Below are 25,854 nucleotides of genomic sequence, written 5' to 3' on the forward strand. Positions count from 1 at the left end.
GCCGTAAGGAGTCAGGAACCCGTCATGCCCGCACCGCACTTGGCGCTTCCGCCCAACGACCGGGTCCTGTCCCTGTTCACCGGCTGGACCCGGGCGCACTGGGAGGCGCTCGCAGACCGGCAGCTGGAGGCGCTGGTCCCCTATGCGACGCCGGGTCTCGCGCAGTACCGGCTGCCTGGCCGGAACTCCTCGGCGGGCGTGGTGTCGGACGGCCTCGAGGGTTTCGCACGGTCATTCCTGCTGGCCTCCTTCCGGATCGCGGGAGCGGCGGGCGAGGTGGATCCTCGTCTCGTAGAACGCTATACGCAGGGTCTGACATCGGGCACGGACCGTGACAGCGGCGAGGCCTGGCCCGAACTCACCGACTGTTCCCAGCCGATGACCGAGGCGGCCTCGATCGCCATCGGGCTGCACGAGACCAGGCCGTGGATCTGGGACCGGCTCGACGTGGACGTTCAGGAGCGGATCGTCGACTGGCTGTGGGGATTCGTGGGCCGCCGTACCCGGGACGACAGCGGGCGGCTGTGCCAGGTGGTCGCCGAGCAGTTCCTGGCCTCCGTCGGGGCGCCGCACCGCCAGGAGGACATCGACGGCGGGCTCGACCGGATCGACGACTGGTATGTCGGCGGCGGCTGGTACAGCGACGGCGACGGCCGTACGTTCGACTACCACGTCGGCTGGGCGCTGCACCTGTATCCACTGCTGTGGTGCCGGATGACGGGCGGCCAGGACGGCGGGCGCGGCCGGGTCCACCAGCGCCGGCTGGCCCAGTTCCTCACCTCCTACCCGCACTTCTTCGGGGCGGACGGCGCCCCGGTCCACCAGGGCCGTTCTCTGACGTACCGTTTCGCCGCGACCGCTCCCGTGTGGCTGGGCGCGCTGGCCGAGTGCACTCCGCTGGCGCCGGGGCTGACCAGGCGGCTGGCCTCGGGCGCGGTGGCGCACTTCGTGGAGCGCGGGGTGCCCGACGAGCGCGGGCTGCTGCCGCTGGGCTGGTACGGCACGTTCCTGCCGGCGACCCAGGCGTACTCGGGGCCCGGATCGCCGTACTGGTCGAGCATGGCCTTCCTGGGCCTGCTGCTGCCCCCGGAGCACTCGGTGTGGACCGCGCGCGAACGCCCGCTGCCCGTAGAGGAGTCCGACCAGTACACGGCGTTGCCTGGACCGGGCTGGCTGCTGCACGGCACCCGGCACGACGGCATCGTGCGTCTCGTCAACCACGGCAGCGACCACAACCCGATGGAGGGACCCGCCGACGACGATCCGCACTACGCCAAGTTCGGCTACTCGACGGCCACCGCGCCGGAGACGGGCTCGTCGGCCTGGGAGCGGAACGTGGACGGCCACCTGGCTCTCCTCGCCCCCGACGGCACGGCGTCGCGCCGACGCAGAATCCTTCCGCTGCACTGCTCGGGGCGGGTCGCCGCGTCCCGGTACGAGGCCGAAATCCCGGGCGTGGAGGGGGAGTTCCGGGTCGAGTCGACGAGCGTGCTGCACGGTTCCTGGGAGATCCGCGTGCACCGGGTACAGGTGCCGGCCGACGCGGCGGTCCGGGAGGGCGGCTACACGGTGGCCGACACCGCCCTGCCCGAGGCGGAGCGGGGTGACGGCTGGGCCCTGACCCGTACCGGTTCGGGGCTGACCAGTGTGGTCGTCGCGCTGCACGGCTGGGACGAGGCCACGGGCGTGGCCCGCGAGGTCGACGCGAACGCCTTCGGCCCGCACTCGGCGACGCCGTATCTCCAGCGCGCGGCCGAATCCCCGGGCGCGAGCAGGCTGTTCGTGACCCTGGTCGCGCTGACCCGGGACGCCGTGCATCCACAGGCCCTGCGCGAGGCGGTGTCGTGCGCGGTGACGGAGGAGGGCCGCGCCCTCATCATGTTCCCGGACGGCGAGACGGTCTCCGTATGACCGTATCCGTACGACGCTCTCCACTTGACGCTCTCCTTATGACGGAGACGTCCTTCAGAGGGGGGCCTCCCCCGGCGCGAGCTGTCCGGCCAGTTCCGCCGCCATCGCCTTGATGGTCTCCAGCCCCGCCCTCCCCCAGCGGCGCGGCTCGAAGTCGGCGACACACACCGTGCCCAGCGCCATGCCCGCGCTGTCGATGAGCGGCGCGCCCAGGTACGAGCGGATGCCGAACTCGTCGACGACCGGGTTGCCCGCGAACCGCGGATAGTCGCGGACGTCCTCCAGGACGAGTGCCTTGCGCCGGACCACCACATGCGGGCAGAACCCGTGGTCGCGCGGCAGCCGGCGGCCCACCCGCGGCTTCCCCCCGTCCGAGTCGGCACCGGCGGCACGACCGGTGCCCGGGTCGGCACCGCCGGGGACATGGAGCCCGGCGAAGAACTGCCGCTCCTCGCCGATGAAGTTGACCATCGCGTACGGCGCGCGGGCCAGCTCGGCGAGGCGGTCCGCGAAGGCGTCGAGGGCGGGCTCGGCCCGTTCCCCGAAACCCAGTCCACGCAGTCGTCGGGTGCGGGCCGGGGCCTCGTCGTCCTCGGGGGTCAGCAGCAGACGACCGGCCGGGCGGGGCGGGTCGTAGCTCATGGGCGGGCTCCCTCACTGTGGGCGCCGGCCGCGGGCGCGGGCGCGTGGGCGAGCAGGTGCCGTACGAGGGTGAGCAGGGTCTGCACCCCCGAACTGGAGATCCGGGCGTCGCAGCGCACGATCGGGATGTCGGGGTCGAGGTCGATGGCGGCGCGCACCTCCTCGGGGTCGTAGCGGTACGAGCCGTCGAACTCGTTGATCGCGACGATGAAGCCGAGGCCGCGCTGTTCGAAGAAGTCGACGGCCGCGAAGCAGTCCTCCAGACGCCGGGTGTCGGCGAGGATCACCGCGCCGAGCGCGCCCTCGGAGAGCTCGTCCCACATGAACCAGAACCGCTCCTGTCCGGGCGTACCGAACAGATAGAGGACGTGTTCAGGGTCCAGGGTGATGCGGCCGAAGTCCATCGCCACGGTGGTCTCGACCTTGTTCTCGATGCCTTCGAGACTGTCGGTCGAGGCGCTCACCGTGGTGAGCAGTTCCTCCGTGCTGAGCGGCGCGATCTCGCTCACCGCGCCGACGAGGGTCGTCTTGCCGACTCCGAACCCTCCCGCCACCAGGATCTTCAAGGCGGTGGGGAAGGGATCAGAGCTGTCGTCGTAGTCCATCGAGCACTGCCTCCAGAAGTGACCGGTCAGTGGGTTTGTGGTAGAACTCGGGCGGTTTCGTGGTGAGTGCTCCGCAGTCGACGAGGTCGGACAGCAGCACCTTGGTGACCACCGCCGGCAACTTCAGCTGGGCGGACACCTCGGCGACCGAGACGGGTTCCCGGCACAGGTCGAGCGCCTGGGTGTGTTCGGGGCCGAGGTACCCGAGGGGGGTGGCCCCGGTGGTCATCACCTGGGACATGAGGTCGAGGGCGGTGGTCGGCCGGGTCCGGCCGTTGCTGACGGTGTAGGGGCGCACGAGCCGTCCGGCCGCGTCGTCGAGCCAGGGCCCGTCGCCGGCCGCCGTGACGCTCAAGGCCTCATCGCCGTAGGCTCGACGGCGGACTGCCGGGGGGCGGTCATCAGGTAGGGGCGCACGCTCTTGACCAGCATCGCCATCTCGTAGCCGAGGACAGCGGCGTCGGCCTCACGGCCGGCCAGCACGGCGAGACAGGTGCCGGAGCCGGCGGTGGTGACGAACAGCAGGGTCGAGTCGAGTTCGACGACGACCTGCCGCACCTCACCGCCGTCACCGAACCGGACGCCCGCGCTGCGTCCGAGGGAGTAGAGACCGGAGGCCAGGGCGGCCATGTGGTCGGCGCTGTCCGGGTCGAGTCCGTGCACGGACTTGACGAGTCCGTCGCAGGACAGGAGTACCGCGCTCGTGGTGTGCGGTACTCGCTGGACGAGGCCGCTCATCAGCCAGTCGAGATCGGATACATGGCCGGTCGGCACATCGCTCGCCATGGTGGATCGACTCCTTGGGGTACGAAGGTCTGCGGGAGCGCTGGGGTGGGGGGCAGGGGTGGTGGTGCTGCGGGGGATGGTCATCCGGCCGGTGCGCTCCCGTCGTGCCGGGCGGTGAGGTCCAGGTCGTGTCCGGGCGCAAGCAGCCGGTGCGCCTCGGATATGGGGGACGTGTCCGTGGGCGGTACGTCCATGGAGTCCGTGGCGGACATGGCGACATCGGTGCGGCCCGCGCCCTCGTGCGTCGGGGGGATGGACACCGGCTGCGGGTCTGCGGCCTCGTACCCGGCCGGGTACGAGGCCGGCGCGTACGTCGGTTCCGGGAGTGCCGGTCGCCCGGCGGGCGTCCGAGCGTGCGCCGACTCCCCGTACTCCGCCTCGTACGCCCTCTCCATCGCCGCCACGGCCGGGTCCGTGTAGTCCGACTCCAGCTGGCGCGCCTCGGCGAGCCCGATGCCGCGCTGGAAGGCGGCCATGAGTCCGGGGTCGTGCGCGACGTGTTCGCTCTCCGGGCGGGGGGCCGCCGGGCCGCCGCGCAGTTGGGGCGCGATGTGCTCCTGGGCGCGGCGGCGGGGCAGTTGGGGCTTGCCCATGGTGCCGCGCACGGCGCTGTTGCGGGGGGTGGGCGGCGCGGCCACGTTCTCCGCGACGGTCCGCCGGTCGTCGGGGCGGACGCCGGGCATCGCCTCCGCGGGGTTGGGCCGCTCCACACGGGCCCCGCGTACGGGCAGCGGAGCCGGGCCCCGGCCGTTCGGCGCCGGTGCGGTGGGCCGGGGTGCCTCTTGCCGCCGCCGCGTCGAGTCGCCGGACTGCGTGCCGGGGCCGGGAGTCGCGGGCGCCGGGTGCCGGGCGTCGTGGCCGGCGGCCGACGGACGCTGCCGGGGCGGCTCGGCCACCCTGCGCATGCTCCCGGTCTCGTGGGTCGGGGCCTGGGTGGGGGCCGGTGCCTGCGGCCGCGACTGGGCTGTGCCCACGACTCCGCCGGGTCCCGTCTCCGTGCCCAGCAGCGCCTGCGGTACGACGAGTACGGCCTGCACACCGCCGTAGATGTTGCTCTGGAGGCGGACGTGGATGCCGTGCCGACGGGCGAGCTGGGAGACCACGAAGAGCCCGATACGGCCGTCCTGGAGCAGGCTGGCGACGTTGACCTGGTCGGGGTCGGTGAGCAGCGTGTTCATCTTGTGCTGTTCGTCCACGGGCATGCCGAGGCCGCGGTCCTCGACCTCGATGGCGAGCCCCGAGGTCACGAGGTTGGCGCGCAGCAGCACCTGGGTGTGCGGGGCGGAGAACACGGTGGCGTTCTCGACGAGTTCGGCGAGCAGGTGGATGACGTCGGCGACGGCGTGTCCGCGCAGGGTGCCGTCGATCGGGGGCACGAGCTTGACCCGCGAGTACTGCTCGACCTCCGCGATGGCCGAGCGGAGCACCTCCGTCATGGAGACCGGGTTGCTCCACTGGCGGCGTGAGACGGCGCCGCCGAGGACGGCGAGGTTCTCGGCGTGCCTTCGGATGCGGGTGGCGAGGTGGTCGACGTGGAAGAGGCCCTTGAGCAGGTCGGGGTCCTCGATCTCGTGTTCCAGCTCGTCGAGGATGGAGATCTCGCGGTGCACGAGCGACTGGAGGCGCCGGGCGAGGTTGACGAAGACCTCGACCTTCTGTTCGCTGCCCGCCTGGCTGGAGAGCTGCGAGGCCTGGACGACCGCGGTGAGGGCGCTGTCGTGGGCCCGGGCGAGGTCGGCGCCGAGGAGTTCGAAGTCGTCGGCGTCGGCAGCGGGTACGCCCCGGGTCCTGCGGGCCGGTGGTGGGTCGCCGCGCCGCAGTCCCTCGACGAGGGCACGCAGCTCCACCTCACCGCGGGCGCTGGTGCGGCGCAGGGCACCGAGGCGTTCGTGCACGGATCTGGCGGCTCGGTCGGCGGCCACCAGGGCGATGACGACACCCCCGAGGGCCACGCCGATCGCCCCGGCGAGCACGGCGAACAGGGTGAGGGTGGGCCGCACCCCGGTGGAGCGGACGATGAACAGGACGGCCGCGCAGGCGCTGAGGGCGACCGCGAGGGGCGGCAGCACGGCGAGCCGCATGAGCTGGGGCCGTATCTGGGTCTCGGGCAGTGGGGGGACAGTACGCGCGACCGGCCGACCGTGCCGCCCGCCCTCACGGCGGTCTGCACGGGGGGCCGGTGCTCGGAGGTGAGACATCTTCGTCCTCGTACTGGTGCGTCGGGACCTGGGGACCGCGCGTCTGCGCGACCCGGGCGTGCGCCATCGCGGTGCCGGTCGAGAACCGAGAAAACGGCCCTGTGTTGTCCGGCGGCCACTCACAGTAGTCGGCAACGCATCACGTGCGGTGGGCAGTTGACAAACTCCCCCGAACGGGGTCCCGCTCTGGTATGACACCTCGCACGGCAAACCGATAAGCCCTTCGGACGCACGTTCCCTCGCCCCATCAAATCGATCAGGGCTGGTCAGAACCAGTCACATACGGACGGCGAGGGCCGGGGAGTCAGCTGCTCCCCGGCCCTCGCCGTTCGTACGGTTGTCCGTCCGTCGTCCGTTTTCGCCCGTCGCCGTCAGCCCGCGGAAACCGCCTCGGGCTCTCCACTGCCGTCGCCAGTTCCGCCCTGAATGTCACCGGGCGTGTCGGTCCGGGCATCGTCCATATCAGCCGTACGAGTGATATCGGCCGTACGAAGGGCATCGGCCGCCCCGTCGGCGTCGACCGCCGGCCAGCCACCCTCCGGGAGCACGGCCACGCCCCGCCACCAGGGCTCCGAGGGAACGGTCTCGGCCGTGGGTTCGAAGGGCTCGCCCGGGTGCGGCAGCGCGATCCGCGCATCCGCCTTGCGAGCGGCGGCGATCGTGCCCTCGCCGGGGTCCGACCAGGCGTGCGCCGCCAGGTTGAAGGTGCCCCAGTGGATCGGCAGCATCAGACCGCCGGCCGCCCCGCCCTGGAGGTCGAGATGGGCACGCATGCCCTCCTCCGGGGTCATGTGGATGTCGGGCCAGAACTCGCTGTAGGCCCCGATCTGGATCATCGTGGCGTCGAACGGGCCATGGTCTGCGCCGATGTCCCGGAAGCCCTCGAAGTACCCCGTGTCGCCGCTGTGGTAGACGCGGTGCTCCGCACCGGCGACGACCCAGGAGGCCCACAGGGTGTGCTGGGTGTTGCGCAGACCGCGGCCACAGAAGTGACGGGCCGGGGTGGCGGTCAGGGTCAGGCCGCCGACCTTCGTCGCCTCGTGCCAGTCCAGCTCGCGCAGCCGGTCGGCCGAGACGCCCCAGCGCTCCAGATGGGCGCCGACACCGAGCGGCACGGCGAACAGCGTGTCCGTGCCGGCCAGCGCCTTGATCGTGGGCATGTCCAGGTGGTCGTAGTGGTCGTGCGAGATGACGACGACGTCGACCGGGCCGAGCGCGGCCAGCGGCAGAGGCACCGGATGCAGCCGCTTGGGTCCGGCGAAGGCGAACGGCGAACAGCGCTCACCCCAGACGGGGTCGAAGAGCACCCGCTGTCCGTCGATCTCGGTCAGCACGCTGGAGTGGCCCATCCAGGTCAGCCGGAGACCGCTGACCGGGGGCTTGGCGAGGTCCGCGAGTGTCGTGGCGTGCACCGGCACGGTCCCGGCCGGGGCGCGGCGGACCCGGTCCTCCTTGCGCAGGGAGGACTTGGCGAACTCGAGCATGGCGCCGTCGGGCCGAGGGGTGCCCGGCGGATTCTGGAAGACACCGTCCGCGAAGTGCGGCGATCTGCGGATCCGCGCCAGGCGCTCCCCACTCGGGTCCGCACCGAAGGCCGCGGGCCGCAGCGCGCGCAGCCCTGAGTTCGGAGAGGGGAATCCGGTCACGGTACCTCCAGGTGGAGTCGGTCAGACATTCCATTATGGTCGCCCCCTCCGACAGTCCGGCGTCATGCGTGTGTCGACCGGGTCATTCCAAGGAAAGACCAAAGTTCCGAACGGCAGGCGGAGGGTGTGGGGCCGATGACCCACGGCAGCACACAACTGAACGACGAGTCAGTATATTCCCCGCATGACAACCCTCCAGGGCGCTCCCCTGCTCTCCCTCACCTGGACCGATCACCTCACCGGCCGCCAGGGCTTCCTCGTCGTGGACAGGCTGGTGCGGGGTGTGTCCAGCGGCGGGCTGCGGATGCGCGAGGGCTGCACCCTGGACGAGGTCGCCGGACTGGCCCGGGGCATGACCATGAAGGAAGCCCTGCACTACAACCCCGAGGGCCGCTACATCCCACTGGGCGGCGCCAAGGGCGGGATCGACTGCGACCCCCAGGACCCGGCGGCGTACGGCCTGCTGGTGCGATATCTGCGCGCGATGCGGCCGTACGTCGAGAGCGTCTGGACCACGGGCGAGGATCTGGGCCTCAGCCAGGACGTCGTGGACCGCGCGGCTTCCGAGGCGGGGCTCGTGTCGTCGATCCAGGCCGTCTATCCGCTGCTGGACGACGAGACGGTGGCCCGCGCGCGGCTCGCGGACGCGTTCGCGGTCGAGGTGGACGGCATCGGGCTCGACGAGCTGGTCGGCGGCTGCGGGGTCGCGGAGTCCGTGCTCGCGGCGCTCGACCGGGCCGCGGTGCCGTACGCCGGGACCCGGGCCGCCGTCCAGGGGCTCGGCACGATGGGCGGGGCCACGGCACGCTTCCTCACGCGCGCGGGGCTCTCGGTGGTGGCCGTCGCCGACATCAAGGGCACGATCGCCAACCCGGCGGGCCTCGACATCGAGGCGCTGCTCGCGGCCCGGGACACGTACGGCACCGTGGACCGTGCGGTGCTGCGCCCCGACGACCGCGAACTGCCGGGCGAGGCCTGGCTGTCCGTGGCGGCGGAGGTGCTGGTGCCGGCGGCGGTCTCGTACGCCGTCGACAGCGGGAACCAGGCGGGGATCACCGCGCGTTGGATCGTCGAGGCCGCCAACATGCCCGTACTGCCGGAGGCCGAGGAGCTGCTCGCCGCGCGCGGCGTCGTCGTACTGCCGGACGTGGTCGTCAACTCCGGGACGAACGCCTGGTGGTGGTGGACGCTGTTCGGGGACATCGGCGCGGACGCGGAGGAGGCGTTCGCGTACACCCGGCGCTCGATGCGGGCCCTGATCGACCAGGTGCTCGCGCGCGCGGAGGCCGACGGGACGACTCCGCGGGCGGCGGCGCACGCGATCGTCGAGGACCGGCTGCCGGTGATCGCAGAGCGGTTCGGGTGGTACCGGTGACGGTGACCGGCTAACGGGGGCCGTCACCGCGAACCGGCCGTATTGACGGGGATTCGCAGGGATTGACAGGGCTGCCCCGCCATCGTGTCCGGTGACGGATTAGTGTGGCCGCGTGGCAAGGGTGCGGTTGAGCGTGGCCGAGCGGCGCGAGGAGTTGTTGCGGGCCGCCATCGAGCAGATCGAGGCGCGGGGCGTGGCGGCGGTCAGGATCGCCGACGTGGCCGCCGTCCTCGGGGTGAGCAACGCACTGGTGCTGTACCACTTCTCGACCAAGGAGAAGCTGGTCGCCGCCGCGTTCAGATATGCGGCCGAGGCCGACCTCACCCACCTGGGCAAGCTCCTCGGGCGCCGTTCCCCGGCGCTGCGCCGACTGCGGTCCGCCGTGCGCTGGTACGCGCCGACCGGCCAGGCCAAGGGCTGGCGGCTGTGGATCGAGGGGTGGGCGGTGTCCCTGCGCGACCCCGCGCTGCGGGAGGTCGCCGGAGACCTGGACCGGCGCTGGAAGGCCGCGATCACCGAGGTCATCGCGGAGGGAGTCGCCGCGGGCGAGTTCGAGTGCCCCGACCCCGCGGGCACGGCGCTGCGGCTCACGGCGCTGCTGGACGGGCTGGCCGTCCAGATGACGGCGTACGACGGGGTGTCGCGGGCGCGGGCCGAGCAGTGGGTGGACGCTGCGCTGGCTGGGGAACTGGGGTTGGAGCGGGCGGCGTTGACATCGGGTGGCTGAGTGTCGTGGCCGTCTACCGGGGGCTGCCGCCCCCAGGCCCCCGCTTCGTCCTGGACGGCCTCGCCCTCAAGCGCCGGACGGGCTGAAAGTGCCCGCCCGGCGCTGAAAAGTGATCGGACCCCGTGCTCGACTCACGCGACCCAGTCGATCCGGCTCTTGATGTCGATCGGCGACAGGCTCCCCTTCGCCGTCACATGGTCGCCCGAGGACTCGCCGCGCAGGCGTCGGCCGATCCACGGGACCAGGTACTCGCGGGCCCAGTGCACGTTGTCGCGGCGGATCTCGAAGGTGCCTCGCGGGGGCAACAGGGGCCAGGGCTGGTCCGGGTCGGCCGGGATCTCCAGGCCGAGGACCTGTCCCGCGCGCAGCGCCACGCGCGTGTGCCCCTCGGGCGACAGATGCAGCCGGTCGCCGTCCCAGGCCCTGCGGTCCTGGATGGTCTTCAGGGACCACAGGTCGAGCACGGGACAGCCGTACCGGTCGGCGATGGCCCGGAGATGCCCGTTGTACGTGGCGATCTTGCCGCGCATGTGCTTCAGCACCGGGACGTTGCGAGTGTCGAAGCCGGTCGTCACCATGACCGTGCCGACCGCCGAGGTGAGGCCGATCACCGCTCGCTCGAAGCGCTCGGCGACCTCGTCCGGGTCGCTGCCGGGCCGGATGATGTCGTTGCCGCCCGCGCAGAAGGAGACCAGGTCCGGCGCCTGCTCCCTGGCGAGCGGAAGCTGCTCGGCCACGATGTGGTCGAGCAGCTTCCCGCGTACCGCGAGGTTCGTGTAGTCGAAGTCGCCCTCGGGGCGCCGGTCCGCGAGCAGTACCGCGAACCGGTCGGCCCAGCCGACGAACGACCCGTCCGGGCCGGGGTCGCCGACGCCCTCGGTGAAGCTGTCCCCCACCGCCACGTACGACCCGATCACTGCTCTGCTGTCATTCTTCGAATCGTCTGCCACATCGGCCCATGATTCACCTTCCGATGTGAGCTACGCGACCGTAGGAAGGGGTTGACTCGCGGTGAGATAAGCCACTCGTCAAGTGTTGGTCAACCCGGAATAACGGGAGAACGTGACTCGCGGACCACCTCGTCGTGCGCCCGTCAGCCGACGGCGACACCCTTCGAGCGGAGGTACGCGACCGGGTCCACGTCGGAGCCGTAGTCCGGGGTGGTCCGGATCTCGAAGTGCAGGTGCGGTCCGGTCACGTTGCCGGTGGCACCGGAGAGGCCGATCTGCTGACCCTCCGTCACGCTCTGGCCTGCCGAGACGGAGAGCTGGGAGAGGTGCGCGTACTGGGCGTAGTAGCCGTCGGCGAGCTGGATGACGACCTGGTTGCCGTACGCGCCGCCCCAGCCGGCGGAGACGACGGTGCCGGCGCCGACGGCCTTGAGGGAGGTGCCGGTCGGGACGACGAAGTCGACGCCCGTGTGGTAACCGCTGGACCACATGCTGCCCGCCACGCGGTAACCGGTGCCGATGGTGGCACCGGACACGGGGAGGGTGAAACCACTGGCGCTGCTGGAGCTGCTTGTGTCGGCTGCCTCGGTCGTCGTCGAGGTCTCGGTCGTCGCGCTCGCGGCGGCCGGCTTGGCCGCCTCCGTCCGCGCGGACTTCGACGAGGAAGAGGAGGACGAGGAGGACGAGGAAGGCGAAGAGACGGACGCGGCCTTCTTGCCGATCGTCAGCTTCAGACCGGGGTGGATCAGGCTCGGGTCGGCGCCGATGGCGGTGCGGTTGTCCGAGTAGAGCTTCTGCCAGCCACCGCTGACGCTCTGCTCCTGGGCGATCTTCGAGAGATAGTCGCCGGCCTGGACCGCGTAGGTCCTGACGCTCGCCTTCTTGCCTGCGGAAGCGGCGGCCTTTTCGGCCTTTACCGTCTTCGCGGAAACGGAATTCGCCGTTACGGATTTGGCGGATTCCGAAAGCGACGACAACGACTGGGTCGCGGACTCAGCCGTGGCCGCGTGGGCGCCGGTGGCTCCCAGGAGCGGCAGGGCGAGAGCCGCTCCGCCGGTTCCGGCGACGGCTATCGAACGGGTGAATCGCTGGGTCTTCGGACGGCGGTGCTTACCCTTCGCGGGCATGGCGAATTCCTTCTCCGTCGCCTGCGGGGTGAGCTGTCGGGTGCGGACTGGAGATGTCCGGCCACGCCTGAACGTGACTTAACCCCAAGCCTGTTCCAGAGACCGGAACAGGCGTTCTACCTGTGGGTCCCCCGCTCCTGCCGTTCCCGGATGTTCGATGCGGGCTCCGGGCGGCGGCAGGATTGGGCGTCCGTCCGGATTGGTGGCGAACGTAAGCGACCAGGACGCACCGGAACAAGCCTCACGTTCCCTGTGTACGGATTTCCTGTGATCCTCCCCAGAATTCCCGGTCACTGTCCGTGAATTCCGGATCCTTCAGCCCCTGGAACTCCCTTGAAACACGCCGAAATTACGTGAACATGACGGCGACTCAGGGTCACGGATATGACGCTGCTCACGCGCCCGATTCACAGCAACCCCCATTTCCCGGCGAGTTGGAATGAAGGCGCCATAACGGACAGAAGCGTCAGATGCGACGCAGCCGGAAAACTGCCGCATCGAGGTCGCCCTTCAATCCGGTCCGCAGACCGCGATGCAGGAGCACGGCACCCCGATGAACTTCTCCCGTTTCGCGGCATTCATACGTCGCCGACGGGTCGAGTCCGCGCAACCGCAGCGCCGGCACCGGCTCTCCGTGATGCTGCGCCTGGAGCCAGGCGAGGACGACGGTCTCGCCCCCGAGCACGTACTGCACCGCGCTCAGCCCGCCGGTCGGCCGCCGCAGCCGGTAGAGGTCGCCGCGCTGCACGACGGGCCGGATCTCCTTGTAGATCCCCACCCACTCGCCGGCCTCGGTCAGCTCCTCCTCCGTCCAGTCCGTGAGGTCGCCGCCGACACCGAGCACCCCGGCCATCGCGCTCACGAACCGGAACCGCAACGAGCTGACCCGGCCGTTGAGCTGGGTGTTCGGGCTGTCCGTGACCCAGGCGGCCATGACCCGCGCCGGATGGATCTGGCTGAAGCCCTCCTGGATGGCGAGGCGGTCCAGCGGGTCGGTGTTGTCGGACGTCCACACCTGGTCCGTACGGGCGAGGACACCGAGGTCGATCCGGCCGCCGCCGCCCGAGCAGGACTCGAAGGCGACGTTCGGGTGCGCGGCCCGCAGCCGGTCCAGCAGGGCGTACAGCCCGTGCACGTGGTCGACCCACAGGCGCTGCGGGTAGTCCTCGCCGGGCCAGCCGGCGTCGGTGAAGCAGCGGTTGAAGTCCCACTTCACATAGTCGATCGGGGCGCTGGAGAGCATCCCGTCGAGCTGCTCCCAGAGGTACTCGCGGACATCCTCGCGCGCGAGGTTCAGAACGAGCTGATTGCGGAACTCCGTCCGCTTTCGTCCCGGCTGGAACTGCACCCAGTCGGGGTGCGCGCGGTACAGGTCACTGTCCGGGTTGACCATCTCGGGCTCCACCCAGATGCCGAACTGCATCCCCAGGGCGTGCACGTACTCGGCGAGCGGCCCCAGGCCCGCCGGGAAACGGTCCGGGTTCGGCGTCCAGTCACCGAGGCCGGCCCGGTCGCTGGTGCGGGCCCCGAACCAGCCGTCGTCCACGACGAACAGTTCGACGCCGATCGCCGCGGCGCGCCGGGCCAGCGTCCCCTGCTGCTCCTCGGAGATGTCGAACTCCGTGGCCTCCCAGGAGTTGTAGAGCACGGGCCGGTCCCGGTCCGCGTCCGGGACGACGAACGCGCGCTGGTACGCGTGCCACGCCCGGCTCGCCCCACCGTGCCCGGTATCGGTCCACAGCCCCGCGAAGACGGGCGTGGTGAAGGACCCGCCCACCGCCAGGCGCAACAGGCCCGAGTCGTCGTATCCGGCGCCGCCGGTGATCTGCACGCGCGCGTCGGGCAGCTGGGCGACGGCGATCCGCCAGGAGCCGGACCAGCCGAGCGCGCACGCGTACACCTCGCCGTGCTCCTCGGTCGCGTCGGTGTCCAGCGCCACCCAGGGCAGGTGCTGGTGCCCGGTGTGGCCGCGCCGGCTGCCGATGACCTTCTCACCGTAGGTGAGGTCCGCCCTCACGAGCCGGGACTCGGCGGCCCAGCGGCCATGGAGCTGGGAGAGACGCCAGCCGTCGCGCTCGGGGAGCGTCCAGGTGGCGGAGTCCGCGCGGAGCAGTTCCAGCGGGCCGGTTCCGTCGGCACCGTCATGAGTGAGGGTCACCCAGCGCTCCACCACGTCGTGGCGCATCCGGTAGTGAAGGGTGATCGCCAGCCCCGCGTCACGGAACCGCAGCAGCAACTCGTCACCGTCGGCGCCCTCGGTCTCGTACGCCTCGAAGCGCCACTCGGTGCCCCGGCGCTCGTCGGTTCGCACGGACAGCGCGGGCCGTGCGAACCGGGGTCCGCCCTCGACCGGATACTCCTCGCGACCGTCGAGCGGGGCCTCGAAGGGCCAGTAGTCCGGCAGCGGACGGACGGCGAGCGCCTCGGCGTCAGCCAGGGCGATCCGTGGGCCCCAGTGCAGGTGCAGCAGTTCGTCGTCCTCGGTCAGATGGACGGCGTAACTGCTGGTGGGCCCCGAGAGGAGCCATGTACGACCGGTTTCGGCAATTTCCAGCATCATGTCCCCACAGATCCGAACAGGCACGCTCAAGCATCAACATCATCAGCGCCACGGCCCCGGACGGCAACGCCTGTGGAAAACTCATTGGCCTGCTCACTCATGTCGTATCGTCGAAGCGCGCCCGTCGACGAGCAGCGTCCACGGGGCGGTGTGGGAGGGGAGCCCCCGTGACGCAGCAGGTCCCGTCGACCGAGCCCGAGCTGGGCGGCGTACGAAACTTTCGTGACGTGGGCGGACTGCCGACGGTGGACGGCCGACGCGTGGCGCACGGACGGCTGTTCCGCAGTGGCCATCTCGCCCACGCGACCGACGAGGACGCGGCGTTTCTCGGCTCTCTCGGGCTGCACACGATCTTCGACTTCCGCAACGCGGCGGACATCGGGCTGGAGGGGCCGGACGTCGAGCTGCCTGGCGTGCGCAACGTGAACATCCCGCTGTCCGACCCGGCGCACGGCGCGGAGTTCTGGAAGATGGTCCGGGACGGCGATCTCGACGAACTGCGCAGCCTCCTGGGCGACGGCAAGGGCGAGCAGCGGATGATCAACTCCTACCGGGAGATCGTCCGGGACCGCACGGCCGAGCACTCCCGGATGCTCCATGCGCTGGCTGAGGACAGCGTCCCGGCCCTGATGCACTGCGCGGCCGGCAAGGACCGCGCGGGCCTGTCCATCGCGGTGACACTGCTCGCCGTCGGGGTGGAGCGCGACGCCATCGCGGCGGACTACATGGAGTCGAACGCGCAGCACCGCCGCTACCAGGTGCGTCGCAACGGCACCGCGGCCAAGGTCTACAGCCCCGAGGTCCTGGAGCTGCTCAACCCGCTCTTCGGGACCCGCCCCGAGTATCTGACGGCGGCCATGGAGACGGTCGAGGAGATCTGGGGCGGCGTCGACAACTACCTGGAGCAGGGACTGGGCGTCACCCCCGAGATGCGGGAGCGGCTGCGGGAGCGGTTCCTCGACTGAGGCCGAACCCGCCGTCCGTGACCGCTACTGCTTAGCGCCCACCTCGAACAGCAGGTAGACGAAGCCGGCGAAGAGGTGTCCGACCGCGATGTAGATGATCAGTCGGACCCACAGGGCCCGGGGGAACTTGTCCTCGATGTCGGTCATGGCGTCACTCCAGTGGTCGGGCCGATGCAGAGGCCGGCGGTGGGGCTCTGCAGCAGGGTGTGGACGAAGAGCAGGTCGGTGCCGTCGCGGCCGTCGGCGGCGAGGCGATGCGGGGTCAGCGAGTCGAAGTGCGCGCTGTCGCCGGGTGCGAGGACGTGCGCGGTGTCACCCAGGCGCAGCCGCAGCCGCCCCTTGAGTACGTACAGCCACTCCTCGCCGGGGTGGACGCGCACCATGTCACCCTGCGCCCCGTCCGGCACATGGACGCGCAGAGCCTGCATTCCACGTCCGGACGCGCCGGCCGGCCAGTAGGACCAGCCGCCCGCGGCCGTCGGTTCCATGTCGGCGGCGCGTACGATCGCGTCCCGGTCGGCGACCGTCTCACCGAGCAGTTCGGAAACCGTCGTACCGTAAATGCGGGCGAGCCCGAGCAGCATCGGCAGGGAAGGCTGACGTCGGCCGGTCTCCAGGCGGGAGAGATGGGCGGGCGACAACCCGGCGGACCGGGCCGCGGCCTCCAGTGTGAGGGAGGCCCGGCGGCGCAGCGCCCGCAGCTGCGGTGCGACGTCGGGCAGGTTCTCGACCGGCCCGGACTCTTCGGGAAGGCTCATGCCTCCATTCAGCCGCAGGAGTGCCTCTGAGGCAAATCTCTTGCCTCAGAGGCAAAAACGCCTGGCTCACGCCCTCGCCACTCCCCCTACCTGTTGGCCACCGCCTGCTTGACCAGCGTCTTCCCGAAGTCCCACATCAGTCCGCCCCCACTGTGCGCGTCGTCCATCACGGCGGTGAAGGCGTCCACGAAACGGTCCACCTCCCGCTCGCCGATGACCAACGGCGGAATCAGCTTGATCACCTCCAGGTGATCGCCGGAAACCTGTGTCAGGATCCGGTGCCGCTGCAGCAGCGGCACGACGACCATCTGGGCGAACAGCCCCTTGCGGGCGGCCTGAAGCATCGTCCAACGGCCGCGCAGCTTCAGCGACTTGGGTTTCCCGAACTCGATGCCGATCATCAGACCCCGGCCGCGTACGTCGGCCAGCAGCTCGTACTTGTCGACGAGTGCCGCCAGCCGGGTCCTCAACCGGTCTCCGGTGGCCCGGGCGTTGGCCACGATCTGCTCGTTCTCCATGACCGACAGCACGGCGAGGCCCGCCGCCATGGCCTGGGCGTTGCCCCCGAAGCTGGCCGAGTGCACGAGGACGCGGTCGATCGACGAGTACACCTTCTTGAAGATCCACTCCTTGCCGATCGTGGCACCCACGGGCACGTATCCGCCGGACAGCGCCTTCGCCACGCACACCAGGTCGGGCTCGACCCCGTCCTCGTGCTGGTAGGCGTAGAAGTCGCCGGTCCGCCCGAGACCGGTCTGCACCTCGTCCGCGATCAGCAGCGCCTTGTGCCTGTGCAGCAACTCCTGGGCGGCGCGCAGATATCCGGGGGGCGCCTCGTGCACGCCTTTGCCCTGGATCGGCTCGACGATCAGGGCGGCGACATCCCCCTTCTTCAACTCACGTGCCAGGGCGTCGAGATCACCGAGCGGTACCGCCGTGTCGGGCAGCAGCGGGGCGAAACCGTCCCGGAAGCCGTCCTCGCCGTTGACGGAGAGGGACCCGGTGGTCAGACCGTGGAAGGCGTGCTCGCAGTACAGGACGCGCGGATTCCCGGTGGCGTACCGGGCGAACTTGAGCGCGGTCTCCACCGCCTCTGTGCCGCTGTTGCCGAAGAACACCCGGTCCAGGTGCGGGCTGTGGGCCAGGAGCCGCTCCGCGAGCAGCCCGGGCAGCGGCGGGCAGTCGAAGCGGGTGAGGTCGGCGAGCTGGGCGTCGAGGACGTCGTGCAGCGCCTTGCGGACCACGGGGTGATGGCGGCCGAGGCCCATCACCCCGAACCCGGCGAGCATGTCGAGGTAGTCGTCGCCGTCGGTGTCCCAGAAGTACGCGCCCTCGGCCCGCTCGTAGACCTTGTCGAAGCCGATGGTGTGCAGCATGCGCGGGAGCTGGTGGTTGAGATGCCTGCCGTGCAGCTCGTAGCGTTCGGCCCCGCGCTCGGCCAGCAGCGCGCCGAGATCGAACTCCCTCGACGGGGACCCGGGTTCAGCGGTTGTCATTCCTGTTTCTCCTTGGCCTTCCCCTTGGACTTCCCCTGGGACAGCTCTTCCTTGACGGCCAGCCCGGCGCTGATCCGTCCGGCGATCTCGACGGGTGTGAGGCCGATGTCGGCGAGCAGCTCACCGCGCTTGGCGTGCGCGAGGAACTGCTCCGGGATCCCGAACCGCCGCACGGGTACGTCGACTTCGGCGTCGCCGAGCGCCAGGGCCACAGCGGCGCCGACCCCGGACGCGCGGCTGTTGTCCTCGACGACGGCCACCATCCGGTGTCCGGCGGCCAGTCCCGGCAGCGCGGGATCGACAGGCTTGACCCAACGCGGGTCCACGACCGTGCAGTTGATACCGCGTGCTTCTAGCAAATCGGCGGCCTGCAGGCACACCGGCGCCATCACGCCGACGGCCACCAGCAGTACGTCGGCGGGCTCCTCGGACCGGTGCAGCACATGCATCCCGCCGACGTGGCCGATCGCCTCGATGGCCGGCCCCACCGACTCCTTGGGGAACCGGATCAGCGTGGGCGCGTCGTCGACGGCCACCGCCTCCCGCAGCTGGGCGCGGAGTTGGTCGGCGTCGCGCGGTGCGGCGATCCGAAGGCCGGGCACGACCTGGAGGATGGACAGGTCCCACATCCCGTTGTGCGACGCTCCGTCGACTCCGGTGACCCCGGCGCGGTCCAGGACGAACGTCACCCCGCACCGGTGCAGCGCGACGTCCATCAGCAACTGGTCGAAGGCACGGTTGAGGAAGGTGGCGTACACGGCGACGACGGGATGCAGACCGCCCGTTGCCAGTCCCGCCGCCGACACGGCCGCGTGCTGCTCGGCGATCCCGACGTCCCACACCCGGTCGGGGAACCGCTCGGCGAACCTGCCGAGGCCCACGGGGTGCAGCATGGCCGCGGTGATCGCGACGACGTCGTCCCGCTCCTCCCCGATCCTGACGATCTCGTCGCCGAACACCGAGGTCCAGGAAGGCCCGTTGGAGGGCGCGAGCGGCTCGCAGGTGAGCGGGTCCATCACCCCGACGGTGTGGAAGTGGTCCTCCTCGTGCGAGCGCGCCGGCTCGTAGCCGCGCCCCTTCTCCGTCAGACAGTGGACGAGCACGGGTCCATGGAAGCGCTTCGCGCGCCGCAGCGCGGACTCCACCGCCCCGATGTCGTGCCCGTCGATCGGGCCGACGTACTTCAGCCCCAGGTCCTCGAACATGCCCTGCGGATTGAACGCGTCCTTGAACCCCTTCTTCGCGCCGTGCAGCGACTCGTAGAGGGTGTTGCCGATGAGAGGGGTGCGCAGCAGTACGTCCTTGCCCCAGGCCAGCACCTGCTCGTAGCTGTCCGTCGTCCGCAGGGTCGCGAGATGGTTGGCGAGGCCGCCGATGGTGGGCGAGTAGGAGCGTTCGTTGTCGTTGACGACGATGATCAGAGGCCGGTCCTTGGCCGCCGCGATGTTGTTGAGCGCCTCCCAGGCCATCCCGCCGGTGAGCGCGCCGTCGCCGATGACCGCGACGACATGCCCCTTCTCGCCCAGCACCTGGCGGGCCTTGGCGAGCCCGTCGGCCCAGCCGAGCGCGGTGGACGCGTGGCTGTTCTCGATGACGTCGTGCTCGGACTCCTCGCGCGAGGGATAGCCGGACAGGCCGCCCTTGCCGCGCAGCTTGGAGAAGTCCTGACGCCCTGTCAGAAGTTTGTGTACGTAGCTCTGATGGCCGGTGTCCCACAGGATGCGGTCGACCGGTGACTCGAAGACCCGGTGGAGCGCGACGGTGAGTTCCACCACCCCCAGATTGGGTCCGAGATGCCCGCCGGTCCTGGCGACCGCGTGCACCAGGAACTCCCGTATCTCGTGGCTCAGTTCACCGAGTTGCGCCTCGGACAGCGCCTTCAGGTCGCGTGGTCCCCGGATGTTCTCCAGAATCGTCACGCTCGGGCCCCCTTTTCTTCCGTACTCGCCAGCCCGTGCTGTTCAGCTCACGGTGACCGCCGGTTCCCCCGACGCGACGCCGTCCTGCTCCATCCGTTCGGCGATCTTCATCGCCTCCTCGATCAGGGTCTCCACGATCTTCGACTCGGGCACGGTCTTGATGACCTCGCCCTTCACGAAGATCTGCCCCTTCCCGTTGCCGGAGGCGACCCCGAGGTCCGCCTCCCGCGCCTCGCCGGGGCCGTTGACCACACACCCCATGACCGCGACGCGCAACGGCACTTCCATGCCCTCCAGCCCGGCCGTGACCTGGTCGGCGAGCTTGTAGACGTCGACCTGGGCGCGTCCGCAGGACGGGCAGGACACGATCTCCAGCCGCCGTTGCCGCAGGTTGAGCGATTCCAGGATCTGGATGCCGACCTTGACCTCCTCGGCGGGCGGCGCGGACAGCGAGACGCGGATGGTGTCCCCGATGCCCTCGCTGAGCAACGCCCCGAAGGCGACAGCGGACTTGATGGTCCCCTGGAAGGCGGGACCGGCCTCGGTGACGCCCAGGTGCAGCGGGTAGTCGCACCGTTCGGCGAGCAGCCGATAGGCGTTGACCATGATCACGGGGTCGTTGTGCTTGACCGAGATCTTGATGTCCCGGAAGTCGTGCTCCTCGAAGAGCGACGCCTCCCACAGCGCCGACTCCACGAGCGCCTCGGGCGTCGCCTTCCCGTACTTCTGCAGCAGCCTCCGGTCCAGCGAACCGGCGTTGACCCCGATCCGGATCGGCGTGCCGTGCTCCTTGGCGGCCCGCGCGATCTCCTTCACCTTGTCGTCGAACTGCTTGATGTTGCCGGGATTGACCCGAACGGCCGCGCAGCCGGCCTCGATCGCGGCGAACACGTACTTCGGCTGGAAGTGAATGTCGGCGATCACCGGGATCTGCGACTTGCGCGCGATCGTCGCCAGCGCGTCCGCGTCGTCCTGCGTGGGGCAGGCGACGCGGACGATCTGGCAGCCGGACGCGGTGAGTTCGGCGATCTGCTGGAGCGTGGCGCCGATGTCGGACGTACGCGTCGTCGTCATCGACTGCACCGACACCGGGGCCCCGCCCCCGACCGCCACCGGCCCGACCTCGATACGCCGGGAGACCCGGCGCTCGGCGATCGGACGGGCCGGTACCTCGGGAACGCCCAAGGAGACGGCGGTCACGACGTCACTCCCTGTTTCCGGCGACGGTCTCGCGCATGGCGCGCAGGGACTCCTTGAGGGACCCCATGGTGGCCATGACGGCCGTCGGTTCGTAGCCGCAGTGCGCCATGCAGTTGGCACACCGGTCGTCCTTGCCGCGGCCGTAGGAGTCCCAGTCGGTCTTCTCGATGAGGTCCTTGTACGTCGTCACGTACCCGTCGCTCATCAGGTAGCAGGGCTTCTGCCAGCCGAACAGCGAGTAGTTCGGGATCGCCCACGCCGTGCACGGGAAGTCGACCTTGCCCTCCAGGAAGTCCAGGAAGAGCGGGGAGTGGTTGAGCCGCCAGCGTCGCCGGTTGCCGCCGCCGAAAGCTTTCTTGAACAGCTCGCGGGTCTGCTCGACGCCGAGGAAGTGCTCCTGGTCGGGGGCCTTCTCGTAGGCGTAGGCGGGCGAGATCATCATCTCGTCGACCTGGAGGTCGTCGTTGAGGAAGTTGAGCACCTCGATGATGGTCTGCGGGGTGTCGGTGTTGAAGAAGGTCGAGTTGGTGGTGACCCGGAATCCGCGCTTCTTGGCCTCCTTGATGGCGGCCACGGCCTCGTCGAACACCCCCTCCTTCGCGACGGACTCGTCGTGCCGCTCACGCAGGCCGTCGATGTGCACGGCGAACGCGAAGTACGGCGAGGGCGTGAACTTGTCCATCTTCTTGCGCAGCAGCATGGCGTTGGTGCAGAGGAAGACGTACTTCTTCCTCGCCACCAACTGCCGCACGATCTCGTCGATATGAGGGTGCATCAGGGGTTCACCGCCCGCGATGGACACCATCGGGGCCCCGGATTCCAGCACCGCTCCCACGGCCTGCGCGACCGGCATGCGCTGCTTGAGCACACCGGCCGGATGCTGGATCTTCCCGCAGCCCTCGCACTTGAGGTTGCAGGCGTAGAGCGGTTCGAGTTCGACGATCAGCGGGAACTTGTCCCGCTTGCGGATTTTCTGTTCGGCCAAATACGTAGCGATTTTGATGGACTGACGGAGCGGCATGGCCATCTGGCTCACCTCCGGGGGAGCAGCAAGGAACGGTGCCATTCGACAAAAACGGGAAGGACCGAACGAAGAACGCGGAAGGCCGATATTCCACCGCGAAGTGTGCCGATCCGGACGAGTTCATGTTCTGGAGCGTCCACGACCACCCGTACGGCCGCAAGCGGGCGCACGCCCGTGCGCCCGGCGCTGTGGAGCGTGGCCGCCGACTCCATGTCGACCGCGATTGCGCCGGTCGCGAGCAGGTCCGACCGTTCGTGACCGCGCACGACGTGATCGGAGCCGGTGAGAGGGCCGGTGTGGACCGTGCGCCCGGGCACTGCACGCAGCAGTTCCTTGACGAGCAGTTCGGTGCCGACGCAGCGGGTGGTGCCGCGCGGGTCCCGGGTCTCCTCGGCGACCACCAGGTCACCGGGGTGCATACCGGGTGCGAGTCCGGCGCAGAAACCGGTGGCCAGCACGGCGGCGTCGCGCAGTGCCGGGTCGGCGAGGGCCCGGGTGACGGCCGCCTCGGCCGCCGCCGGACCCATTCCCGTACGCAGCACGGTGACGGTTCCGTCGCCGCGTCCGCCCCGGCGCAGGGCGAGCCGTTCGATGCCGAGCGCGCAGGCGATCAGCAGCGGGGCCGGCTCGGGCCGCTTCTCCATCAACCCCCCTTGACCTCGGCGAAGGGCTCGCCGTTGACGTACCGGCCGAGCGCGGTGAGTGGGAAGACCTGGCGGTAGAGGTGGTAGTTGATCGAGAAGTCCCAGGGGAAGCCGGTGCCGGTGAAGTACGGCTCGTCCCAGGAGCCGTCCGGCAACTGGGTCGCGGCGAGCCACTCGACCCCGCGTTCGACGGCCTTCGAGTCGCGCTCCCCGGCGGAAAGCAGGGCGAGCAGCGCCCAGGCCGTCTGGGAGGCGGTCGAGGCACCCCGCCCGCTCCAGCCCGCGCTGTCGTCGTAGGAGCGCAGGTCCTCGCCCCAGCCACCGTCGTCGTTCTGGACCTTCTCCAGCCAGCCCACCGCGCGCCGGATCGCCGGGTGCGCCGCGGTCAGGCCGGCGGCGGTCAGCGCGGGCACCACCGAGCCGGTGCCGTAGACGTAGTTGACGCCCCAGCGGCCGAACCAGGCACCGCTGGGCTCCTGTTCGGCGAGCAGCCACTCGATGCCGCGGCGGGTGCGCGGATCGTGGGACATGCCCTCGACGGCGAGCATCTCCACGACATGCGCGGTGACGTCGGCGGACGGCGGGTCGATGACCTCACCGAAGTCGCAGAACGGCAGCTTGTTGGGGAGCGTGCTGGTGTTGTCGACGTCGAAAGCGCCCCAGGCACCGTTCTTCGACTGCATTCCGAGGTTCCAGCGCACCCCGCGCCCGATGGCCTTCTCGACCCGCTCCGGGTCGTGGTGCCGGACCCGGCGCAGCGCGAGGACCACCTCGGCGGTGTCGTCCATGTCGGGGTAGTTGTCGTTGTGGAACTCGAACGCCCAGCCGCCCGGGGGCAGTTCGGGTCTGCGTACGGACCAGTCGCCGGGCCGGACCACCTGCTCGCCCAGCATCCAGTCGGCGGCCTTGACCAGTTGGGGGTGGTCGGCGGGCAGCCCCGCGTCGGCGAGGGCGATGACGGCGAGGCAGGTGTCCCACACCGGTGACTGGCAGGCCTCGATCATCCGGGCGCCGTCCTCGCGCCACACCGTGAAGCGGTCCAGGGACGCCAGCCCGGCTCGCATGACGGGGTGTTCGAGGTCGTAGCCGAGCAGGTGCAGGGCGATCACCGAGTAGACGGCGGGCGGCTGGATACCTCCCCAGCAGCCGTCGTTCTCCTGGCGCTCGATGATCCAGCGGGCTGCGGCGTTCATGGCCGCCTTCCGCAGCCGGCGCACCGCCACCTTGCGGTAGCCGTGCAGGACCCGGTCGAGACGCTGGAAAGCACCGTCCCAACTGGCCAGCGGGGCAAAGGACTTGCCCGGGTTCGGCAGGTCGGGGTCGATGTGCAGCTCGTCCAGCGGGAAGGGCGCCGGGCGGACCGGGCGCTTCGCGCTGACGATGGTGAGCGGCACGATGGTCTGCCGGGCCCAGCAGCCGAAGTCGTAGATGTTGAGCGGCATCCACTTCGGGAAGTAGATGAGTTCCGGCGGGAGTTCGGGGAGGTCGTCCCACTTCCACCAGCCGAACAGGGCCAGCCAGATCCGGGTGAAGACCCGGGCGGCGGCGATGCCTCCCCGGTCGCGGATCCAGGCGGACGCCCTCGCCATGTGCGGCGCTTCAGGTGTGTCCCCGGCCAGCCGCAGGGCGACGTACGCCTCGACGGTGGCGGAGAGGTCCGCGGGTCCGCCGTAGAAGGTGGCCCAGGTGCCGTCGTCGCGCTGCTCGCCGCGGATGAACAACGCGGCCGCCTGGGTGGTCTGTTCGTCGCGGATGCCCAGGAACTGACGGAGCAGCAGGTCCTCGGCGTCCATCGTGACGTTGGTCTCGAGGTCGCCCTTCCACCAGCCCTGGGCGTCCTGCCGCGCGAGCAGGGAATCCGTGGCGCGCCTCATCGCACGCTCGGCGGCATCCTGAACCCCTGCCGCCACTGGGGTGTTGGTGTCGGTGTCGGTTTCGCTGGCCGAGGCAGCGCGAGGCGGCAGTGCCCCGGTGCTTCCGTCGGTCGTCGCTGTCATGGCTTCCCCTTCGTGCAGTGGAATGTCTCTGCTGTGGGTCCGCCGTCGGCCGGTGCGCCACTGGCTGCGTCAATCCGGGGGATAACCCCCGGACCCCCAGCAGACAGACAGCTCAGCAGGTGTGAACGGCGCGAACACTGCGGGGCGAACCCGAGTGAACGCGGCGCCGGCCGGCGACTACGCGAGGTTTATTCGACCGATAGTGATCATCTCTTTCGTACGACGACGAAGTCGGCGAGCGCGGTGAACTGCGCGCGCACCCGGTCGGGCATGTCGATGGCGCTCAGTGCGTCGACGGCGATGGTGTGCTGCCGGCGCGCCTCCTCGGCGGTCCATTCCCGGCCGCCCGCCTGTTCGATCAGGGCGGCGCGGGCGGCGAACTCCTCCTCGGAGAAGTTCTCGAAGTCGCTGCTCTTCGCGTCGGCGGCGAGGAGTTCACCGAGCCGTTCGGCGGCCGGGCCGCTCGCCGCGAGGGCGGCGACGACGGGCAGGGACTTCTTGCGCTGACGCAGATCGCTCCAGGTCTGCTTGCCGGTGGCCTCCGGGTCGCCCCAGATGCCGAGGAGGTCGTCGACGGCCTGGAAGGCCAGGCCGAGGTGGTAGCCGTACTTCTCCAGGGTGTCGGCAGTGCGGGCGTCCGCGCCGCCGAGGACCGCGCCGATGGAGCTGGCGCAGGCGAGCAGGGCGCCGGTCTTGTTGCCCTCCATCTCCAGGCACTCCTCGACGCTGACGCGGTCGCGGTGCTCGTAGGAGATGTCCTGGGCCTGGCCGTCGATGAGGGCGCGGGTCGCGGTGGTGAGGCGGCGGGTGGCGCGGCCGGCCTCGACGGTGCCGAGTTCCAGGAGGATCTCGTTGGCCAGCGCGAACAGGGCGTCGCCGACCAGGATGGCCTGGGCGGGACCGTGCACCTTCCAGACGGTGTCGCGGTGGCGGCGCTGTTCGTCGCCGTCCATCAGGTCGTCGTGCAGCAGCGAGAAGTTGTGCACCAGTTCGACGGCGACCGCGCCGGGGATGCCGACCTCGGGGTCGGCGCCGGTGACCTCGGCGGACAACACGGCGAGCGCGGGACGTACGGCCTTGCCGCCGTCGCCGGCGGCGGGCCTGCCCTGGGCGTCGATCCAGCCGAAGTGATAGGCGGAGACGGTGTCCATGGGCGCCGCGAGACGGTTGATCGCCGCCCGCAGTACCGGGGTGGCCAGGGTCCGGCCGCGCTCCAGGAGCGCGGTCACGTCCACCGCGTCGGCGGCTTTCGGAGCCGGGGGCACAGTGGGCACAGTCTCTCCTCTTGTTGCGGTGCTGGGGGTGCGAGGACCTGCCGTGTGCT

The 25,854-nt window shown here is 70.4% G+C and carries 22 protein-coding genes and 1 riboswitch; of the genes, 4 read left to right on the forward strand and 18 right to left on the reverse strand.

All coding sequences use genetic code 11. From position 1 onward, the window contains the following. Positions 1 to 24: 24 nt before the first annotated feature. Entirely contained in the window at positions 25 to 1,911 is a 1,887-nt protein-coding gene (locus ACW4TU_RS05790) for a DUF2264 domain-containing protein (protein WP_457425269.1), read from the forward strand. A gap of 54 nt (positions 1,912 to 1,965) precedes the next feature. Here ACW4TU_RS05790 and ACW4TU_RS05795 read toward each other — a convergent pair whose 3' ends face one another. The 6 genes from ACW4TU_RS05795 to ACW4TU_RS05820 all read right to left on the reverse strand — a co-directional run bounded on the left by ACW4TU_RS05795 (position 1,966) and on the right by ACW4TU_RS05820 (position 7,788). Beyond that, complete coding sequence (locus ACW4TU_RS05795) at positions 1,966 to 2,553, reverse strand: GAF domain-containing protein (protein ID WP_457425271.1); 588 nt, start codon at positions 2,551 to 2,553, stop codon at positions 1,966 to 1,968. Next, positions 2,550 to 3,158 carry a GTP-binding protein gene (locus tag ACW4TU_RS05800; protein ID WP_327698933.1) on the reverse strand — a complete coding sequence of 203 codons (609 nt, stop codon included), beginning with the start codon at positions 3,156 to 3,158 and terminating at the stop codon, positions 2,550 to 2,552. Before ACW4TU_RS05800 ends, ACW4TU_RS05795 begins: the two co-directional genes overlap by 4 nt. Further along, on the reverse strand, positions 3,136 to 3,513 hold the full coding sequence (locus ACW4TU_RS05805) for a DUF742 domain-containing protein (protein WP_457425274.1): 378 nt from the start codon (positions 3,511 to 3,513) through the stop codon (positions 3,136 to 3,138). The genes ACW4TU_RS05800 and ACW4TU_RS05805 overlap by 23 nt, the downstream gene beginning before the upstream one ends. Next, positions 3,510 to 3,944: a roadblock/LC7 domain-containing protein gene (locus ACW4TU_RS05810; protein ID WP_189145958.1), complete on the reverse strand. Its 435-nt coding sequence runs from the start codon at positions 3,942 to 3,944 to the stop codon at positions 3,510 to 3,512. The genes ACW4TU_RS05805 and ACW4TU_RS05810 overlap by 4 nt, the downstream gene beginning before the upstream one ends. Positions 3,945 to 4,024: 80 nt before the next feature. Next, positions 4,025 to 6,142: an ATP-binding protein gene (locus ACW4TU_RS05815; protein WP_457425276.1), complete on the reverse strand. Its 2,118-nt coding sequence runs from the start codon at positions 6,140 to 6,142 to the stop codon at positions 4,025 to 4,027. A 371-nt stretch (positions 6,143 to 6,513) separates the two neighbouring features. Then, the gene (locus ACW4TU_RS05820) at positions 6,514 to 7,788 is read right to left on the reverse strand and encodes an MBL fold metallo-hydrolase (RefSeq protein WP_457425278.1); all 1,275 of its coding nucleotides are present in this window, start codon (positions 7,786 to 7,788) and stop codon (positions 6,514 to 6,516) included. A 184-nt stretch (positions 7,789 to 7,972) separates the two neighbouring features. Here ACW4TU_RS05820 and ACW4TU_RS05825 point away from each other — a divergent pair, with 184 nt between their 5' ends. Continuing rightward, positions 7,973 to 9,163 (forward strand): Glu/Leu/Phe/Val dehydrogenase dimerization domain-containing protein, encoded by a 1,191-nt coding sequence (locus tag ACW4TU_RS05825; protein ID WP_457425280.1) that lies wholly within the window; start codon positions 7,973 to 7,975, stop codon positions 9,161 to 9,163. Between the two features lie 112 nt (positions 9,164 to 9,275). Next, complete coding sequence (locus ACW4TU_RS05830) at positions 9,276 to 9,890, forward strand: TetR/AcrR family transcriptional regulator (protein WP_457425282.1); 615 nt, start codon at positions 9,276 to 9,278, stop codon at positions 9,888 to 9,890. Between the two features lie 131 nt (positions 9,891 to 10,021). Here the strand turns inward: ACW4TU_RS05830 and ACW4TU_RS05835 are convergent, their stop codons facing one another. The 3 genes from ACW4TU_RS05835 to ACW4TU_RS05845 form a co-directional block, all read right to left on the reverse strand. Next, complete coding sequence (locus tag ACW4TU_RS05835) at positions 10,022 to 10,807, reverse strand: SGNH/GDSL hydrolase family protein (protein ID WP_457430731.1); 786 nt, start codon at positions 10,805 to 10,807, stop codon at positions 10,022 to 10,024. 176 nt (positions 10,808 to 10,983) lie between these two features. Then, positions 10,984 to 11,967, reverse strand: a complete 984-nt coding sequence (locus ACW4TU_RS05840) for a M23 family metallopeptidase (RefSeq protein ID WP_457425284.1) — start codon at positions 11,965 to 11,967, stop codon at positions 10,984 to 10,986. A 3-nt stretch (positions 11,968 to 11,970) separates the two neighbouring features. Further along, positions 11,971 to 12,150: riboswitch (cyclic di-AMP (ydaO/yuaA leader) on the reverse strand. Between the two features lie 283 nt (positions 12,151 to 12,433). Beyond that, positions 12,434 to 14,524 carry an alpha-galactosidase gene (locus tag ACW4TU_RS05845; protein ID WP_457429940.1) on the reverse strand — a complete coding sequence of 697 codons (2,091 nt, stop codon included), beginning with the start codon at positions 14,522 to 14,524 and terminating at the stop codon, positions 12,434 to 12,436. Positions 14,525 to 14,694: 170 nt separating this feature from the next. Between ACW4TU_RS05845 and ACW4TU_RS05850 the strand changes: the two genes are divergently transcribed. Continuing rightward, the gene (locus tag ACW4TU_RS05850; protein WP_457425286.1) at positions 14,695 to 15,492 is read left to right on the forward strand and encodes a tyrosine-protein phosphatase; all 798 of its coding nucleotides are present in this window, start codon (positions 14,695 to 14,697) and stop codon (positions 15,490 to 15,492) included. A 24-nt stretch (positions 15,493 to 15,516) separates the two neighbouring features. Here the strand turns inward: ACW4TU_RS05850 and ACW4TU_RS05855 are convergent, their stop codons facing one another. The 9 genes from ACW4TU_RS05855 to ACW4TU_RS05895 all read right to left on the reverse strand — a co-directional run bounded on the left by ACW4TU_RS05855 (position 15,517) and on the right by ACW4TU_RS05895 (position 25,804). Continuing rightward, positions 15,517 to 15,639, reverse strand: a complete 123-nt coding sequence (locus ACW4TU_RS05855; protein WP_457425288.1) for a DUF6126 family protein — start codon at positions 15,637 to 15,639, stop codon at positions 15,517 to 15,519. Beyond that, complete coding sequence (locus ACW4TU_RS05860; protein ID WP_457425290.1) at positions 15,636 to 16,250, reverse strand: helix-turn-helix domain-containing protein; 615 nt, start codon at positions 16,248 to 16,250, stop codon at positions 15,636 to 15,638. The genes ACW4TU_RS05855 and ACW4TU_RS05860 overlap by 4 nt, the downstream gene beginning before the upstream one ends. 86 nt (positions 16,251 to 16,336) lie before the next feature. Beyond that, complete coding sequence (locus tag ACW4TU_RS05865; protein ID WP_457425292.1) at positions 16,337 to 17,746, reverse strand: aspartate aminotransferase family protein; 1,410 nt, start codon at positions 17,744 to 17,746, stop codon at positions 16,337 to 16,339. Then, entirely contained in the window at positions 17,743 to 19,665 is a 1,923-nt protein-coding gene (dxs, locus tag ACW4TU_RS05870) for a 1-deoxy-D-xylulose-5-phosphate synthase (protein WP_457425294.1), read from the reverse strand. The genes ACW4TU_RS05865 and dxs overlap by 4 nt, the downstream gene beginning before the upstream one ends. A gap of 42 nt (positions 19,666 to 19,707) precedes the next feature. Continuing rightward, complete coding sequence (ispG, locus tag ACW4TU_RS05875) at positions 19,708 to 20,865, reverse strand: flavodoxin-dependent (E)-4-hydroxy-3-methylbut-2-enyl-diphosphate synthase (RefSeq protein WP_457425296.1); 1,158 nt, start codon at positions 20,863 to 20,865, stop codon at positions 19,708 to 19,710. Positions 20,866 to 20,869: 4 nt separating this feature from the next. Beyond that, on the reverse strand, positions 20,870 to 21,892 hold the full coding sequence (gene hpnH, locus ACW4TU_RS05880) for an adenosyl-hopene transferase HpnH (protein WP_457425298.1): 1,023 nt from the start codon (positions 21,890 to 21,892) through the stop codon (positions 20,870 to 20,872). A 5-nt stretch (positions 21,893 to 21,897) separates the two neighbouring features. Continuing rightward, positions 21,898 to 22,533 carry a phosphorylase family protein gene (locus ACW4TU_RS05885; protein ID WP_457425299.1) on the reverse strand — a complete coding sequence of 212 codons (636 nt, stop codon included), beginning with the start codon at positions 22,531 to 22,533 and terminating at the stop codon, positions 21,898 to 21,900. Then, on the reverse strand, positions 22,533 to 24,530 hold the full coding sequence (gene shc, locus ACW4TU_RS05890) for a squalene--hopene cyclase (protein WP_457425301.1): 1,998 nt from the start codon (positions 24,528 to 24,530) through the stop codon (positions 22,533 to 22,535). Before shc ends, ACW4TU_RS05885 begins: the two co-directional genes overlap by 1 nt. Before the next feature lie 206 nt (positions 24,531 to 24,736). After that, positions 24,737 to 25,804: a polyprenyl synthetase family protein gene (locus tag ACW4TU_RS05895; RefSeq protein ID WP_457425303.1), complete on the reverse strand. Its 1,068-nt coding sequence runs from the start codon at positions 25,802 to 25,804 to the stop codon at positions 24,737 to 24,739. Between the last annotated feature and the right edge of the window lie 50 nt (positions 25,805 to 25,854).

The sequence above is a fragment of the Streptomyces kryoterrae genome (assembly GCF_054072135.1).